This is a genomic window from Myxococcus sp. CA040A (assembly GCF_013336725.1).
In the GTDB taxonomy this organism is placed as follows: domain Bacteria; phylum Myxococcota; class Myxococcia; order Myxococcales; family Myxococcaceae; genus Myxococcus; species Myxococcus llanfairpwllgwyngyllgogerychwyrndrobwllllantysiliogogogochensis.
Genome location: NZ_JABUMR010000005.1, coordinates 110,655 through 126,500 on the forward strand (window position 1 = coordinate 110,655; position 15,846 = coordinate 126,500).

Consider the following 15,846-nt stretch of genomic DNA (forward strand, 5'->3'; position numbering starts at 1 on the left):
TCCCCTGGGTTCAGCGACGGCTCTCGCGAAGGTCGTTCTTCACGGCCTCCGCGCGCGGTGCGGATGCGGTGGCCTTCACCGTCACGGGCATGCCATCGCGCAGGGCCTGGATGGCCGAGACGGCCACGAGGTCTCCCGCCTTGAGGCCTCCTTCCACGACGTAGGTCCTGTCCCCCAGCGCACCGAGGGTGATGGGCCGGCGCGCCACCACCGTCCGGCCCTCCTGCTCCTGAACCACCAGCGCGAAGGGCTGGCCGCTCTGGCGCACCACCGCGAGCGCCGGAATCTGCAGGGCGTCACGGTGGGAGTAGACGATGCGCGTGCGCACCAGCTCGCTGGGGCGCAGGCCGACGGTGTTGCGGAAGGCCGCCTTCACCTCCACCAGTTGGGTGCGCGGGTCGGCCTGGGGCGCGATGAAGAAGACGGAGCTGGTGAGCACCACCCTGCCCTGGGCGTCGAGGACCTCCAACACCGTGTCCGGCTTCATCGAGCGCGCGCGGGACGACGGCACGGAGACGCTCACCTCGAGGACGTCCGCCTGCGCCACGCTGGTCAACTCCGTGGAGGCGCTGACGAAGTCTCCCACGCGCACCAGCACGTCACCCACGGTGCCGGCGAAGGGGGCACGCACCACGTTGAGCTGGAGCTGCACCTGACGCTGCGTCACCTGCGCGACGGAGGAGCGCGCGGCGGCCTCGGCGGCCTGCACCTGGGCCCGGGCGCCCTCCAATTCCTGCACACTCGCGAGGCCCTCCCCATGGAGCGCCTCCGTACGGGCCAGCGTGCGGCGCGACAGCTCCAGGCTCACCTGTGACGCGCTGAGCTGGGCCTGGGCGCTGTCGAGCGCCGCCGACTCCTCTCTCGCGTCCACCTCCACCAGTGGCGCGCCTTCCGCGACCTGCTGTCCGGGGCGCACGGGGATGCGGCGCACGGAGCCCGCCACCTGCGGCAGCACCGTCACGCTTCGCCGCGACAGCAGTGAGCCCAGGTACTCGCTGGTGTCCCGCACCTCCTGGGGCGCCACCACCACCACCGCCACCTCGCGAGGCGGAGGCGCCGCAGGAGCCGCCTTCTGGCCCGAGCAGCCCGCCACCGCCGACAGCACCACCACACGCCACACCGACTTCTTCAGCGCCTTGAGGGGACGCACCCACTTCACCAGTCGCACCGGGCCTCCGTCAGGAATGCGGCCAGGCGTGCCTGGACTCGCTCGAATTCACGCAGCACCAGGTTCAGCTCCGCCTGGCGGAGGGCCGCTCCGCTCTGCACCAGCTCGAGGCTGCTGCCACGGCCCACTTCAAAAGAACGGCGGGTGAGCGTGTCGGTCCGCTCCGCGAGCGCTCTCGACTCGACAGCCGTCTTCACCAGCGCCTCGGCGACCTCCACACCGCGCCGTGCCTGGGCCACTTCCAGGGCCACGTCGCGGTGCGCGCCCTCCAGCGCCGCGGCGGACTGCTCCTCTATGCCCGTGCGCTCACGCACCAGGCCCTCGCGTCCGCCTCCCTCCCAGAGGGGCACCGACAGCACGGCGGCGACATTCCAGGTAGCGAACCGACCGAAGCCCGGGTCCGTGGTGAGACCGAAGAGGGTGCTGGAGACGCCCAGCGTGGGCAGGTAGCCCGTGGAGGCCTGACGCCGGCTGTCGCGCGCGGACTCCACCTGTGCCCGCGCCGCCAACACATCCGCGCGCGCGTCCAGGCGCTCCAGCGGCGCGCAGTCCTGGCGTGTCTGCTCCACCAACCCCTGGAGGTTGAAGGTCGGGTCGACCCCCACCGCGTGGCCGAAGCCCAGTGAGAGCCCCAGCGACTCGCGGGCCTGTCGCAGCTGCTCGTCACCGGCGATGAGCACGCTCCTCGCCACCGCCACGTCCTGACTCACACGCACCACGTCCAAGGGTGTGCCCGCGCCCAATTCGAAGATGCGCTGGGTGAGGGCCTCGCTCTCCAGGGCCCGCCGCAGGCCCACTCGGTTGATTTCGGCGGCGCGCTCGGCGGCGACGGTGGCCACCAGCGCCTGGGCCAGGCCCAGCGTGAGGCGACGCCGGACGTCCTGGAGGCTCGCCACCGCGCCCGCCTCCGAGGCCCGGGCCGACGACAGCCCTCGCCACGCGCTCAGGTCCACCAGCGACTGCGTCAGCGTCGCGGTGACGGTCCCCAGTGGCACCGTGGGCGTGCGCCCGCTCACGCCAGTCCCCGTCCCCTGTCCCGGATTCACCGCGGGAGTGTCGGGGTTGAGCCCGTCCAGGGCCACGCTGGCCTGGAGGCGTGCGTTGGGCAGCAGCACCGACAGCGCCTGGCGCCACCGGCCACTCGCGCGCCGCACCCCTGCCTCCACGCCGCGCAGGTCCGTGGACCGCTCACGCACCAGGGCCAGCGCTTCGTCCCAGGTCTTCACCTGCTGCGCGGCGGGTGGAACAGGGGCGAGCATCGCGTCCTCCACCCTGGGTGGCGCGGCGACGGGAGGGAGCTCGGACTGAACGGACGTGGCGATGAGCGCGAGAAGGAGGACGGAAGAAGTGGCCATACGCCAGACATGGATGAGGGAGGTGGAGTGCCCAGACCGGGCGCTCCCGAGGGCGCGCTGAGCACCCTCGGGAGCACGGGCATGGGGAACAGCTAGCTGCGCGGGGGCGACAGCTTGAAGACGGAGGCTTCGATGGGCGCGTCATAGCGAGCGCCCTGGATGACCTTCTCGCCCTGCTGGCCGTCGCCCTCCCACTTCACGCGGTGGCTCACCATGATGCCGTCCACGCTGCGGAAGTCGGAGAAGGTGATGGCCTTGTTGTACGCCTTGCCCTCATGGACTCCGGCGTAGGTGCGGCGCACTTCCAGGAAGGACTTCTGGTCGATGAAGCGAACCTGGGTGGTGGTGCCACGGGTGAGGACCAGCTTGAACGTGGGAGTGCCGTTCACGTCGTCCGCGCCGTCCATCGCCAGCGAGACGCCCTGGGCCTTCGGGTCCAGCAGCGCGTCATCGAAGTGCGCGCCCTCGGCCAGCGCCGTGTTCTTCTCCTTGTCCAGCCGCTGTGGCGCGGCAGAGCCCTCCACCGTCCAGCCCTGATTGCCGTCGAACATCTTGGTGAAGGATGTGCCGTTCTTGTCCGTGTCGTGGCGCATGAGGTTGGGGCGGGCACGCCGCACGTTCGTGGTCGTGACGGTGCTGCCCTCCGTGGCGACGACGGTGAACTGGTAGGTCTTCGCGGCCTTGAGGCGCGCCTTGCCGCCCATGGCCTGGAGGTGCTTGTCGACGACGGACTGGAGCGACAGCTTGCCCTGGGCGCATTCGGCACCTTCGCCAGCGCTTGCGAGGGCAGGAGCGAACGTCAGACCAAGGGCGAGCAACGAGGAAACAAAGGACCTGCGCGGCATGGGGTGCCTCCGTGGGTGACTGGGTGACGGAAAGCACAGTGCCCGCGCGAGCGCCGCTCGGCCGGAGTGTTCAGCCGGTGGGGACGAACATGCGGCGAACCGGCACCACCGTGCGGCGAACGGGCCACGTGCGGGGCGCGACGACGCCCCGGTGAGTCACGACACTCGATGGAGTTGCGGTGAACGGGCCACGTGTCGGGCGACGACGCACCGACGAGTCGCCGTTCGGCGATCGCGCAGGGAGACGACGCGCCGACGACTCTCGACACATGACGGCGGGCGGCGAACGAGCAACGCGGCTCGCAAGCAGGGCGAGGGGGGCCATACCGCGAGCAGCGCGGCTCAGCGCAGGTGTTGGAACTTCTCGCGGTGACTGCGAGCGACGCGCAACTCCGTGCCGCCGGTGAGCACCACGACCAAGTCCCTGCGCCCCTCGCTGCGCAGCTCACGGATGCGACTCGAGTTGACGATGGCCGAGCGGTGGATGCGCATGAAGCGCTCCGGGTCCAGGCGCGCCTCCAGGCCCTGCATCGTCTCGCGATGGAGGTAGGCCTTCCCGCCCGCGTGAATCTGCACGTAGTAGTCGGCGGCCTCGATGTATTCGATTTCGTCCACGTCGAGGAACACCACGCGGCCCGAGTCGCGGATGGCGAGCCGGCGCACCCACCGCTCGGGGGGCGCGAGATTGGGCGCAGGGACGGGAGTGCCCTCACGCTCGCCGTAGGTGGAGAGCACGGACATCAGCCGCTGACTGAGGTCGGACATCCGCGTCAGGCGAATCTGGGCCTTGGCGCGGCCAATGGCGTCGTGGAAGCGGTCGTCTCGGAAGGGCTTGAGGAGGTAGTCGAGCGCGTGGATGTCGAACGCGCGCAGGGCATAACGGTCATACGCGGTGACGAAGATGACCGCGGGCACCTCGCCAGGCCCCAGGTGGGAGAGCACCTCGAAGCCATTGAGCTCCGGCATCTGCACATCGAGCAGGACCAGGTCCGGCCGCTGCTCGCGGATGAGACGCACGGCCTCCGGGCCGTTACCAGCCTCGCCCACCACGCTGACGTCGGGGTCCGTTGCCAGCAACAGGCGCAGGCCCTCGCGAGCCAGGGGCTCGTCATCCACGACGAGCGTGCGAATGGCGGCGGCCGCGTTCATGACGCGAGCGCCTCTGACGAAGCGGCCTGGAAGGGCAGCTCCAGACGGGCGCGCACGCCGCCTCCGGAGCGGTTCTCCAGCGTGAAGACATGTCCTTCGCCGTAGAGCTGGTGCAGGCGAGCGCGCACATTGGCGACCCCGATGCATCCGTCATGCTGGTCCCAGCCAGGAGCCAGCCCGGGGCCGTCGTCAAGCACCTCCAGCACCAGCCGCGCGCCCTCACGCGAGGCACGCAGCTCCACGCGTCCCGCGCCGGAGCGGGTGGCGAGGCCATGCTTGATGGCGTTCTCCACCAGCGGTTGGAGGATGAGGCTCGGCACGAGCGCACTGAGTGTGGCGGGGTCGATGGCGCGCACCACCTGGAGCCGGTCCTGGAAGCGCGTCTGCTCGATGTCGAGATAACGCTCCAGGAAGTCGACGTCCTCGTGGAAGGGAACGAGCTGGCGGCCCGTGCTGTTGAGCGCCATGCGCAGCAGCTCGCTGACGCCGGTGAGCATGCGGATGGAGCCCGTGGTGTCCTGCTTGCGCACGAGGACGGAGATGGCGTTGAGCGTGTTGAAGAGAAAGTGCGGATGGAGCTGGGCGCGCAACGCGTCGAGCTGCGCATGGACCAGTCGCGTCTCGAGCTGGGACTGGGCCAGTTCGCCCTCGCGGTAGCGGCGGTGGTACTCGACGGCGGAGCCGATGGCGACGATGCCTCCGTAAATGAGCAGGCTCGTGACGACGTACTTGGCCATCAGCAGTGGCAGCAGCTGGCCCAGTGTGCCGTCGCTGATCAACCTCTCTCCCACGGCCCGGGAGAGGAAGTAGATGAGCGTCGCGTAGGGAACCATGACCGCGGCGAGGGAAGTCAGATGGACCGCGAGACTCCGGTGCCAGACGCCGCGCTCCAGGCGAAACCGCCGTCCAAGCGCGAGGATGAGCGGAGTGACGAACGCCCAGTACTGCCAAGGCGGCACCTGCATCACCAGCGCCCGGGTAAAGGGGTACGTGGGGTCCTTGGCCTGAGCGTAGAACCACGTGTGGCTGGCGGTGATGATGCCCGGCACGGCGAAGATGAGCATCAACCACGGCAGGCTGCGCACCAGCTCGCGCAGCGCGGGCAGCGCGGACGCGGAGGGAGCCGGCCGGCGTGTCGCGGCGGAGGACAACAGGACGGGACTCGCGACGGGAGAGGTGGATTCCACGGCCAGTGGATTCTACGCTCGAACCGGGACCACGTCCGAGCGGGAGCAGCCAACGGGCTCCGGCGTGCAGCGAACGGGCGCGCTCGCATCCTTGCCTGGAGAGCGGGAATCCTGGTCGCCTGGCAGGTGGCGCGTCGGCGCTCGAGGCCTGTGGTAGTGGAGGAGCATCCGTGAGCGTCGCGACCCTCGATGAAGGCCCCCTGCGGGGGCCCAGCTTCTTTCTCAGCCGGACAACCCTCCGAGCGCTCGCGCTGGCCCATCGGGACCGCTACGGCGGTGCTCGACCCCATCCCCACGTCGTCATCGACGGCTTCCTCGGAGAGCCGCTGGCGACCGGACTGGCCGACGTCTTCCCGGGAGCAACCGAGGCCACCTGGAAGCGCCGGGACCACCCGGAACAGGCGGCTCGCCTGGGACAGCTTCAGCGCAAGGCGTTCGAGGACGTGCCCGGTGCGCTCCGGCATCTGCTCTCGGAGTTCTCCAGCATGTCGTTCATCGACTTCCTGGAGACCCTCACCGGCGTGCAGGGGCTCATCGCGGACCCACACTTCCGGGGCGCCGGGCTGCACCTCACGTTGCGCGGGGGCCACCTCGCGCTGCATGCCGACTTCAACCGCGACCGCTTCCGCGCGCTCTCACGGCGACTCACCGTCCTCTACTACTTGAACCCCGGCTGGGAGGCCGCGTGGGGCGGCGACCTCGAGTTGTGGAGTGCCGACCTCTCCCGATGCGAGACGCGCATCGCGCCGCTCCTGGACCGCCTGGTCGTGATGGCCCATGGCGACACGCACTGGCATGGCCACCCCGCCCCACTGGAGTGTCCGGAGGGCCGGGGGCGCGCCGCGGTCGCGGCCTACTTCTACACCGCGCAGGAATCCCCCGACGCACCAGAGGCCCACAGCGCCATCTGGGCACCGCCTCGTCCCTAGCTCGCCAAGACATCCTCCGCATGCACGGAAGGAGAGTAGGCCTCATGCAGGACCCGCGAGAACTCGCACGTGAAGTCGCGGAGCGTCTTGGGCGAATCAACGGCGTCCTCGCCGTTGTGCTCGGAGGCTCCCAGGCACGGGGAGACGCGGACGCGACGTCCGACATCGACCTGGGCATCTACTACCACCCGGAGCGTCCTCCCTCCCTGCTCGAGCTGCGCGCGCTCGCCCTGGAAGTGGACGACCACCACCGTGCTGATGCCGTCACCGACCTGGGTGGCTGGGGCCCGTGGATCAATGGGGGCGCCTGGCTCGACATCCGAGGCGTTCGCGTGGACTGGCTCTACCGGGATGTGTCGAAGGTGGAGCAGGTCATCGCGGACTGCCGGCAAGGCATCTGGACCTCGCACTATCAGCCGGGCCATCCCCATGCCTTCCACAGCCACATCTACATGGGAGAAGCGCACCTCGCGCGGCCCCTTTTCGACCCTCACGGAACCTTCGCCAGACTCCAAGCGCTGACGACGCCGTATCCCGAGGCGCTGATGAAATCCATCCTCCAGCGCGCTGTCTGGGAAGCCGGCTTCGCGCTGGAGACGAGCCACAAGGCCATCGGGCGCGGTGACGTCTTCTACGTCTCCGGATGCTTCTTTCGCTCCGTCGCCATGATGGTCCAGGCGTTGTTTGCCCTCAACGCCCGCTACTGCATCAACGAGAAGCGCTCGGTCCCGTTGGTTGCTGACTTCCCGGTCGCTCCCGCGCACTTCTCAGCCATCGTCACTGAAGTCCTCGCGTCCCTTGGGGCGGACGCCAGTCACTTGCGGCCTCGCCTTCACGCCCTGGAGAAACTGGTCGCGGAGACAAAGGCCCTGTGCCAGGCGAAGTTCCCGGAGCTGTAGCGCGGCGCACGTCACGGCTTGGGCCCCGACGTGATGGGCGACGTGGCGGGGACGCCCAGCCCTCGCAGCCAGCCCTGCGCGAGCGGCCCGGGGTCATGGCCCGTCTCTGATTTCACGAAGTCGAGCAGTTGCTGCATGCGCGCGGCCTTGCCCACGTGGAGCTGGTAGAAGCGCGCCAGGACGCTGTCCAGCGCGGCGGTGCCCACCTGCTTCTCCAGCTCATGGAAGAAGAGGCTTCCTTTCAGATAGGGCAGCCCAGAGGCGAGCGGGTGCGTGCTCATGTCAATCGCATTGCACGTGGCGTCAGGCAGGACCACCGTGTCGCGCCGGACCACCAGCGCCTCGAGCGTCTTGCGCCTCGACTCCCACAGCTTCGCCTCCGCTTCCTCGCCCTCGGTGGCGCGCACCGCGCGGGCCGTGAGGTAGTCCGTCGTCCCCTCCGAGAGCACGAAGTCCTCCCAGCACTGGATGCGCACGCCATTCCCATACCAGCCATGCGCCGCCTCATGGTGATGCACCAGACTGTCCCCCATCGACTCCGAAGCCAGATGCCAGAACGGATGGTGCTCCATGCCCCCCTTGGCCTTGGGCCCCCAGTTCGCCGACACCGAGCCGACCTTGTCGCCAAAGGTATACGGCCCATACCGCGTCTCGAAGAAGTCCATCGCGTCCCGCAGGTGGCGCGTGCCCGCCAGCGCGGCCTCTTCCTCGCCCGGCAGATACCAGACGGACACCTGCGTCCCCGCGCGCGTGGCGCCCAGCGGTCGCTCCGTATAGGCCCCCACGGCCCATCCCAGCATGTACGCCGGGACATCGCCCGCGACCTGCTTCGGATACACCGCCACCTGCCCCTCCGGCAGGTCTCCGAGCCGCAACGAGAACTTCACGCCGTCGTCGGGTGACGGATGGCAGGGAAACAGGTTCCCGCAGAAGGCCGGCCACGTGTACGTGGTCCCCGTGCGCCGGTACCCGTCGGTCTTCTCCGTCGAGGTGAACGTGTAGTCGACGACCACGGTGGTCGCCCACTCCGGCACACCGATGTCGAGCCGCCCGTCCTTCACGGTGTACTTCAGGTCGCCGCAGCGCCCCCGCACACCGGTGATGTTCAGCGTGCCCACCATCAACGACAGCCCCGGCTCCTTCGACTCACCCACCTGGAGCGTGGCCGTGCCGCGCATCGCGCCCAGCTTCACGTCCAGCGCCGTCGCGATGAGGTCGCGCGTCAGCCCCTCCCGAGGTGGCGGCGCGGGCAGCTGTCCCACGGCGTCGCAGAGCCGGGGACACGCGGAGAGGGCCCCGCCCTCCCCAGGCGTGGAACAGACCTGGGCTTCCCGGAGCCCGGCCCTGGACAGGTCCGAAGGCTCCCCGCACTTGCACGCGCCCATGCCACCCATGAGCAGCAGGAGAATGGCGGTACTCGGAATGACACGCTTCATGATGTGAACCCCCTGAAGACGGAGAGCGCCCTCCGTCAGCTCACCAACACCCTGCTGGACATGACACACATCGCGGCGAAACCGCGCACGCGGCTCCTCGAAGCAGACATCCTCCGGTAGCACCTCCACCCACTGCCCGGATGTCAGACCACCGACGTGGAATGCCTCGGGCCAGGACTTGGACCGGAGAGATATCCTCTCACAACAGGAGCATGAACATGGCGGGGCGCGGATTGGGCAGTGCCGTGGTCATCGGCGGCAGCATGGCGGGACTGCTCGCCGCACGGGTGCTCGCGGACCACTTCGAGAAGGTCATCCTCGTGGAGCGGGACCTCCGAGCGGAGGGGCCTGTCCCCCGGAAGGGCCTCCCGCAGGGGGTGCACCTCCACGTACTGCTGGATACGGGCCGACGCATCCTCGACCAGTCCTTTCCAGGCCTCTTCGAGCAGCTCCAGGAACAGGGAGCCGAGCTCATCGATTCGAGCCGCGACGTCGCCTGGCACCACTTCGGCGTCTGGAAGAAGCGCTACACCAGCGGCATTCCCCTGTTGCTCTGCACGCGAACCCTCCTCGAGTGGAACGTGCTGCGCCGGGTGAAGGAGCGGCCCAACGTGGAGTTCCGCGAGGGGTGCTCCGTCGAGGGCCTGCTCGCCGACGAGCGCGGCGGTCGCGTCACGGGCCTCCGCGTGAAGTCAGCCCAGGGCGATGAGTCCTGGGAGGCGGACCTCGTCGTGGATGCGAGCGGTCGGGGCTCGCGCATGCCTCAATGGCTGGAGGCACTCGGCCATGCGCGTCCGGAAGAGGAGCAGGTCCAGGTGGACCTCGCCTATACCTCGGGGCTCTATGCGCCCCCTCCCCGCTTCCACCGCGAATGGAAGGCGCTCATGCAGTACCCCCGCCCTCCCTCGACCTGGCGCGCGGGCTTCATCTCCAGCGTGGAGGGTGGCAGGTGGCTGGTCACCCTCAATGGCTACTTCGGAGACCACGCGCCCACCGAGCCCGAGGGCTTCCTCGAGTTCGCCCGCTCGTTGAGCCGTCCGGACCTGTACGACTACCTGCGCGACGCCAGGCCCCTGGGGCCCCTCTCCACGCACAAGGTGAAGGACACCCGCTGGCGGCACTACGAGCGGCTGGCCCGGTTTCCCGAGGGACTGGTGGTCCTGGGAGACGCCGCCTGTGCCTTCAATCCGCTCTTCGGCCAGGGCATGTCCGTGGCGGGACTGGGCGCGGAGTTGCTGGACACCTGCCTGCGCGAGCAGGCCCACCGCGGTGACCTCACCGGCCTCGCCCAGCACTTCCGGCGGCGACTTCCCGAAGTCATCCGGCTGCCCTGGTTCATGAGCACGAGCATGGACCTCCAGTATCCACAGGCCACGGGCGAACGGGCCCCTGGCCTGGGCGCGCTGCATTGGTACATCCGTCAGTTGATGGAGCGCTCATCGACCGACGCGGGCGTCCATCGCCGGTTCAACCGGGTGCTCCATCTCCAGACCGGATTGGGAGCGGTCCTCCACCCCTTCGTGGCCCTGCCCGTGCTGACCCATGGGGCCCGGTCACTCGTCGTGCCGCTCCAGCGACTGGCGAATACCGAGACACGACCGCCACCTCCGGAGCCCATGAGCCCGAGCCCCTCGCCGCGCGATGAGTGACGCGGTGTGCAAGCTGGCGCCCTCGGAAAGCGGCACGACGCTGCTCCCTCTCCTGAGCCAGCACCGCCTTCGCCGGACGCGATATCCAGCGTGTCCGATATGGGGACATCCGCGAGGCATTTGAACGGCACCTCGACCCCCCAGGTGCATCGCATGATGAAGATTCATAGGACGCCATGGCTGCTGGCCATGAGCGTGTTGCTGCACGCGTGTGGTGATTCATCTCTCGCGGAGCCTGACGCCCCGGAGCCAGCGGAGCAGGCGTCGGCCACTCAGGAGGCCACGGCACAGCCCGAGGACATCCTCACCCAGCTCCAGTCCATCCCCGGGCTCACCGTCGTCCTCGAGCAGCCCTCTCCCTTCCCGGGCACACGTTTCTTCGTGCTGAGCTTCGAGCAGCCCCTGGACCACGAGCGCCCGTTCGGAGAGCGCTTCCAGCTCCGGATGACGCTCCTGCACCGCTCGGTGGACGCGCCCATGGTGCTCTCCACCGAGGGCTACATCGTCGCAAGCACACCCTCGCAGGCGGAGCCCACCGCGCTGCTCGGCGCCAACCAGCTCTCCGTGGAACACCGCTTCATGGGTGTCTCGCTACCCGAGTCCCGGGACTTGCGGATGCTCACCCTCTCCCAGGCCGCGAGCGACAGTCACCGCGCCGTCCAGGCCTTCAAGCCCCTGTACCCCGCGCGCTGGCTCTCCACGGGTGGAAGCAAGGGCGGCGTCGCGGCCGTGTATCACCGCTACCTCTACCCAGATGACGTGGACGCCACCGTGCCGTACGTCGCGCCCAGCAGCCACGGGCTGCGCGACGGTCGCTATGTCCACTTCCTCGCACAGGTGGGGGATGAAGCCTGCCGCGCGAAGCTGGAGGCCTTCCAGGTGGATGTGCTGCGACGCCGCGAGGAGCTGCTCCCCTTCGTGGAGGCGCTGGCCACGCAGTTCAACACCACCTTCACGGTGGTCGGCGGCGCGGACCGCGCGCTGGAGTTCTCCGCGGTCGAGACGTCCTTCTACTTCTGGCAATACGGCACGGCGTCCACCGCGTGCCCGCGCATTCCCGCGCCAGGCGCGCCGGCGGCGCAGACCTTCGCCTTCCTGAACGCCGTCGTCGGCGTGGCCTACACCTACTCGGACCGCTTCATCGCGCCACTCGAGTACGCCTACTACCAGGCCGCGACGCAGATTGGCTGGTCACGCTTCCCCGCCCGACACCTGCGCGGGCTGCTGCGCTACCCCGGGGAGAACACGCCGGACCTGTACTTGAGCTTCCCCGTGACGGAGCCGTTCGATTGGGGCGCCATGCTCCGCGTGGAGCACTGGGTCCGCAACCACGGCGAGCGGATGCTCTTCATCTACGGGGAGAATGACCCCTACTCCGCGGCGGCCTTCTCCGTGCGCGCGAGGAACGACTCGTTCCGCTACTTCGCCCCGCAAGGCAACCACGGCTCCAGCATCAGCCGCCTCGCCGAGCCCGAGCGGACGCTCGCGCTGGAGCGCCTCTTCACCTGGATGGGAATGAGCACGCCCTCCCCATCTCACCTCCAGGGTGAGGTCCCAGACAGGCTCCGTATGAATTCACTCGGAGAGTGAGTAGAATTGGCATGAGCCTTCCTGGAGGGCCTCATGTTCGCGTTCGACCGTAAGCCCCAGCCGTCCGCGGCTCGGGCTCCCGCCGCGAAGACCGAGCCGCGGCGCTCCTCCCAGGCACGACAGGCGGAGCCGACAGACACGGGGCCCCGGTTCGACTTCGCCCGCATCAGCGTCATGCCCCCGACGCCGCGAATCCAGCCCAAGCTTCGCATCGGAGCCCCCGATGATGCCCTGGAGCGCGAGGCTGACGCCGTGGCGGACCGCGTGGTGGGGGGAGGCGACGCACAAGCCTCCCAGCCCACGATGCGAGACCGCATCCAGCGCAAGTGCTCGACGTGCGAGGACGAGGAAGGACCCTCGCCTCTCATCCAGCGCAAGTGCGGCAAGTGCGCGGAAGAGGAGACGGAAGGAACCCTTCAGCGCAAGGCCGACTTCGGAGCCACCGCGTCCGCCCCCGACTTGCAGAGCCAGCTGAGCGGGTCGTCGGGAGGGCAGCAGCTCCCGACGGCCCTCGGAGGACAGCTGGGCGCGGCGATGGGCACCCCGTTCGACCGGGTCCGCATCCACACGGATGACCACGCGGCCCGGATGAACAGCTCCCTGGGAGCGCGCGCCTTCACCCACGGAACCCACATCTACTTCAATCAAGGCGAGTACAACCCGGGCACGCGCGCGGGCCGGCATCTGCTCGCGCACGAATTGGCGCATGTCGCGCAACAGGGCGGTGCGGGGCACACGCTGCGGAGGAAGGGGGGCGCGCCCGCGTCCGGCGTGTCGCTCGTGGAGATCGCCTGCGCGGACAACACGATTACGTTCCACGCCAGCACGGGGCCGGTCTCCTACCAGCTCACCCAGTGCGACATCGTCGACGGAGAGTTCGATGCCAACGTCGTCATCGACGCGGCGAGCAACAGCGTCCGCTTCGACATCCAGTCGAACGAGGTCGCCGCCGAGGCCTTCCAGTTCGGCTTCTCCATCGCCCCCGGCCAGCTGAACCCCGTCACCCTCTTCCGCGGCCAGAAGACGGTCAAGCTCTCCGCGAAGAGCGGCATGACGACGCTGACGGCGGCGACGTCGCTGGGGGAGTTCAAGCAGCGCGTGAAGGAGGCGGGCAAGCTGCGGATGGACAGCAACAAGGCCCGCCTGGAGGAGTGGAAGAAGTTCTTCACCGAGAAGCTCAGCGCCAATCAGGTCCAGGGCCAGGTGATGGCCAGCCGGGCCAACGAGCTGGGCATGCTGGCGGCCAGCGAGGGGGGCATGACCATGCTCACCTTCGACAAGTGGGCCAGGACGGACAACCCGCTGCTCGGCTGGGTCTACGAGCAGCAGATTGAAGGCCGGTACCGCGCCTGCACCGGGTGCCACGCCCTGGTGCAGGCAGAGGACCGGTGGCGCAACCGCCCCGCGTTCGTCGCGCCGGCGCGCAGCCCTGTCTCATCGCTCCAGGAACACGCCCAGGCGGAGTCCGCGAACCCCGCCCCCCGGCTCCACGAGGGGCCCGACGCGGAGAGCACGGTCGCCGACCCGAACAAGTTCACGGGCTACGAATCCGCACAGCAGGCGATGCAGGCCGTCAAGACTCTCAGGCCCTATCTGGATGAGCTGGGCCCGGCCCGGTACGACATCCTGCCGCTCGACATCTTCTCGACGAACCGGTCGCCCGCCGCGCTGCTGGCGAGAATCATCTCCAGCATCGACAAGCGTCAGGCCGACTACGACCTCTTCAAGACGAAGATCGACTCGGCGGACTTCGACTACCTGCTCCTGCGTCCCATCGTCCAGGACCTGATGGTGCTGGCGACGCCGGAGGTCCAGCAGCAGGTCCTCGACGAGATTGCCTCCGCGCAGCGGTGGGAAATCGCCCAGGCCATCGTCATGGGCGCGGCGACGATTGGCCTGCTGGTGCTCACCATCTTCCCGCCCACCTCGGCGGTGGGTGTCGCCGGAGTCATCGCGCTGGAGACGTCGCTCGCGACGTATGGCGCCGTCAGCGGCCTCAAGATGTATCAGGAGGGCTCGATGCTCTCGCTGACCCAGGGCGCGAACAACGTCGTCGACCCGGCGCAGCAGAAGGCGGCCGACACGATGATGGCCATGGGCCTGGTGTCGGTAGGCTTGTCGGCCCTGTCACTGGGGACGACGGGCATCCGGGCGGTCACCATCATCCGTGGCGCGCGCACCGGCGAGAAGACCGTGGGCGCGGCGGTGGCCATCGAGGCTCAGCTGCAGAACGGCGGCACGGTCAAGATCTCCGAGCTCGTGGGAGGCAGCCCCCGGGTCGTCGTGCTCGGGAAGGATGGCGAGCTGCTCGCGGAGGGAGTCCTCACGGACGCCGCGCTCTTGGGCTCCAAGCCCACGAAGCTGGCCCAGCTCCCCGACCAGGGCATCCAGGGCGTCACGCCGAGGGCCGCTTCGCCCGGCAGGCCCCTCTCCTTCCAGGGGCCGGCGCCGACCTGCGGCCCGGTCTCCTGCGAGATGATTGCCAGCATGGGCGGGCCCGTCAGTCCGACCCTCCTCAAGGACATGCTCAAGGGGGCGGGCCCCTCGGGCACCACCATCGAGAAGATGGTGGAGATGCTGAAGTGGAACAGGGTCGCCGCCGAGGCCAAGACAGGCTGGAAGGTGGCGGACCTCGCGTCGGCGACACAGGGTGGCAACCCGGCCATCGCCGTCATCAAGACCAACAATCCCACCCATCCACTGCATGCGGTGGTCATCGACGGCGTCACCGTCAGAAGTGGGGTCAAGGTGGTGGCGGTGCGAAACCCCTGGGGCATCCAGTACTTCCAGTCGGAAGCGGAGTTCTCGCAAATCTTCACCGGTCAGGCCGTCAAGGTGCTCCACTGGTACTGACAAACCCCATGGAAACTCCCATCTCGGTCGAGGCGCTCCTCGCACAAGCCCAGCGGTACGACGGTCAGCCCGTCGCCGTGGAGGGACAGTTCATCGCGATGTTCTCCAAGGCGTTCATCAGCGCGCCGCGAGAGTCGCTGGAGCTGACGCCCGAGCGGCCCCGAATCCGGCTGGAGTACCCGAACATCGAGGACCGCTGCTTCCAGGTCGTGTCCGCCTACGTGGGGGGGCCCTGGTACTACAACGACCCCGCCGTCGTGCGCGGCCGGTTCCTCGCGGGGCCGGAGCCTCGGCTGGTGGAGCTCTCGGAGCTCATCATCCGGAGGCCGGACGCCGAGCATCGGGTGACACTGTAGCGTCGGGCCGGACTCGATGATGCGGTCGGGTGGGCAGGCCCGGTGCGCTCAGGCCGCGCGCTGCAACCGGCGCTTGTACTTCTCACCCCACTCCCGCAGCCCCATCAGCACCGGCTCCAGGGAGCGACCGAAGGCGGTGAGTTCGTACTCCACGCGCGGCGGCACCTCCGCGTAGACGGTGCGCTTCACCAGTCCGTCTTCCTCGAGCTCGCGCAACTGCAAGGTGAGCATCCGCTGGCTGCAGTTCGGCAGCCGCTTGCGCAGCTCGCCGAAGCGGTGCGTGCCCTTCAACAACCAGTACAGCACCACGCCCTTCCAGCGCCCGCCGATGACGCCCAGGGACGCCTCCACCGCGCAGTTGGTCTTCGAGTCGTCGTCGCGTTTCCGGGCCATGGTTCCCTTTTTGTGCGTACTCACCAAACTTGTGCGT

The 15,846-nt window shown here is 68.9% G+C and carries 13 protein-coding genes; 6 read left to right on the forward strand and 7 right to left on the reverse strand.

Annotated elements, in window-relative coordinates:
* Nucleotides 1-10 precede the first annotated feature (10 nt).
* The 5 genes from HUA75_RS22325 to HUA75_RS47960 form a co-directional block, all read right to left on the reverse strand.
* On the reverse strand, nucleotides 11-1,159 hold the full coding sequence (locus tag HUA75_RS22325; RefSeq protein WP_174487880.1) for an efflux RND transporter periplasmic adaptor subunit: 1,149 nt from the start codon (nucleotides 1,157-1,159) through the stop codon (nucleotides 11-13).
* Nucleotides 1,156-2,523, reverse strand: coding sequence for a TolC family protein (locus HUA75_RS22330; protein ID WP_174487549.1), 1,368 nt, complete (start codon nucleotides 2,521-2,523; stop codon nucleotides 1,156-1,158). Before HUA75_RS22330 ends, HUA75_RS22325 begins: the two co-directional genes overlap by 4 nt.
* A 92-nt stretch (nucleotides 2,524-2,615) precedes the next feature.
* Nucleotides 2,616-3,368, reverse strand: coding sequence for a hypothetical protein (locus HUA75_RS22335; protein WP_174487550.1), 753 nt, complete (start codon nucleotides 3,366-3,368; stop codon nucleotides 2,616-2,618).
* A gap of 342 nt (nucleotides 3,369-3,710) precedes the next feature.
* Complete coding sequence (locus HUA75_RS22340) at nucleotides 3,711-4,517, reverse strand: LytTR family DNA-binding domain-containing protein (RefSeq protein ID WP_141640343.1); 807 nt, start codon at nucleotides 4,515-4,517, stop codon at nucleotides 3,711-3,713.
* Nucleotides 4,514-5,704: a histidine kinase gene (locus tag HUA75_RS47960; protein WP_174487551.1), complete on the reverse strand. Its 1,191-nt coding sequence runs from the start codon at nucleotides 5,702-5,704 to the stop codon at nucleotides 4,514-4,516. The genes HUA75_RS22340 and HUA75_RS47960 overlap by 4 nt, the downstream gene beginning before the upstream one ends.
* A gap of 170 nt (nucleotides 5,705-5,874) precedes the next feature.
* On the opposite strand from HUA75_RS47960, the gene HUA75_RS22350 reads away from it, so the two are divergent.
* Together HUA75_RS22350 and HUA75_RS22355 are read left to right on the forward strand one after the other, a co-directional pair.
* Nucleotides 5,875-6,633 carry a 2OG-Fe(II) oxygenase gene (locus HUA75_RS22350; protein ID WP_174487552.1) on the forward strand — a complete coding sequence of 253 codons (759 nt, stop codon included), beginning with the start codon at nucleotides 5,875-5,877 and terminating at the stop codon, nucleotides 6,631-6,633.
* Nucleotides 6,634-6,677: 44 nt separating this feature from the next.
* Nucleotides 6,678-7,532, forward strand: coding sequence for a nucleotidyltransferase domain-containing protein (locus HUA75_RS22355; protein ID WP_174476607.1), 855 nt, complete (start codon nucleotides 6,678-6,680; stop codon nucleotides 7,530-7,532).
* Between the two features lie 11 nt (nucleotides 7,533-7,543).
* Here HUA75_RS22355 and HUA75_RS22360 read toward each other — a convergent pair whose 3' ends face one another.
* Nucleotides 7,544-8,968, reverse strand: coding sequence for a M1 family aminopeptidase (locus HUA75_RS22360; protein WP_141640347.1), 1,425 nt, complete (start codon nucleotides 8,966-8,968; stop codon nucleotides 7,544-7,546).
* Between the two features lie 218 nt (nucleotides 8,969-9,186).
* Between HUA75_RS22360 and HUA75_RS22365 the strand changes: the two genes are divergently transcribed.
* From HUA75_RS22365 to HUA75_RS22380, 4 genes are all read left to right on the forward strand, one after another.
* Nucleotides 9,187-10,617, forward strand: a complete 1,431-nt coding sequence (locus HUA75_RS22365) for an FAD-dependent oxidoreductase (protein WP_371746167.1) — start codon at nucleotides 9,187-9,189, stop codon at nucleotides 10,615-10,617.
* A gap of 153 nt (nucleotides 10,618-10,770) precedes the next feature.
* A complete protein-coding gene (locus tag HUA75_RS22370; RefSeq protein WP_174487554.1) occupies nucleotides 10,771-12,207 on the forward strand; it encodes a S28 family serine protease in 1,437 nt (478 codons plus the stop codon).
* Between the two features lie 33 nt (nucleotides 12,208-12,240).
* Entirely contained in the window at nucleotides 12,241-15,060 is a 2,820-nt protein-coding gene (locus HUA75_RS22375; protein WP_174487555.1) for a DUF4157 domain-containing protein, read from the forward strand.
* A gap of 8 nt (nucleotides 15,061-15,068) precedes the next feature.
* Nucleotides 15,069-15,416: a hypothetical protein gene (locus tag HUA75_RS22380; RefSeq protein ID WP_174487556.1), complete on the forward strand. Its 348-nt coding sequence runs from the start codon at nucleotides 15,069-15,071 to the stop codon at nucleotides 15,414-15,416.
* 48 nt (nucleotides 15,417-15,464) lie between these two features.
* Here the strand turns inward: HUA75_RS22380 and HUA75_RS22385 are convergent, their stop codons facing one another.
* Nucleotides 15,465-15,809 (reverse strand): helix-turn-helix domain-containing protein, encoded by a 345-nt coding sequence (locus HUA75_RS22385; RefSeq protein WP_141640352.1) that lies wholly within the window; start codon nucleotides 15,807-15,809, stop codon nucleotides 15,465-15,467.
* Nucleotides 15,810-15,846: the final 37 nt, after the last annotated feature.

Bases quoted from the DNA above. Each gene is read 5' to 3' on its own strand.
- HUA75_RS22330 (WP_174487549.1), bottom strand. From the start codon at position 2,523: ATGGCCACTTCTTCCGTCCTCCTTCTCGCGCTCATCGCCACGTCCGTT.
- HUA75_RS22355 (WP_174476607.1), top strand. From the start codon at position 6,678: ATGCAGGACCCGCGAGAACTCGCACGTGAAGTCGCGGAGCGTCTTGGG.
- HUA75_RS22385 (WP_141640352.1), bottom strand. From the start codon at position 15,809: ATGGCCCGGAAACGCGACGACGACTCGAAGACCAACTGCGCGGTGGAG.
- HUA75_RS22375 (WP_174487555.1), top strand. From the start codon at position 12,241: ATGTTCGCGTTCGACCGTAAGCCCCAGCCGTCCGCGGCTCGGGCTCCC.
- HUA75_RS22360 (WP_141640347.1), bottom strand. From the start codon at position 8,968: ATGAAGCGTGTCATTCCGAGTACCGCCATTCTCCTGCTGCTCATGGGT.
- HUA75_RS22380 (WP_174487556.1), top strand. From the start codon at position 15,069: ATGGAAACTCCCATCTCGGTCGAGGCGCTCCTCGCACAAGCCCAGCGG.
- HUA75_RS22340 (WP_141640343.1), bottom strand. From the start codon at position 4,517: ATGAACGCGGCCGCCGCCATTCGCACGCTCGTCGTGGATGACGAGCCC.
- HUA75_RS22335 (WP_174487550.1), bottom strand. From the start codon at position 3,368: ATGCCGCGCAGGTCCTTTGTTTCCTCGTTGCTCGCCCTTGGTCTGACG.
- HUA75_RS22365 (WP_371746167.1), top strand. From the start codon at position 9,187: ATGGCGGGGCGCGGATTGGGCAGTGCCGTGGTCATCGGCGGCAGCATG.
- HUA75_RS22370 (WP_174487554.1), top strand. From the start codon at position 10,771: ATGATGAAGATTCATAGGACGCCATGGCTGCTGGCCATGAGCGTGTTG.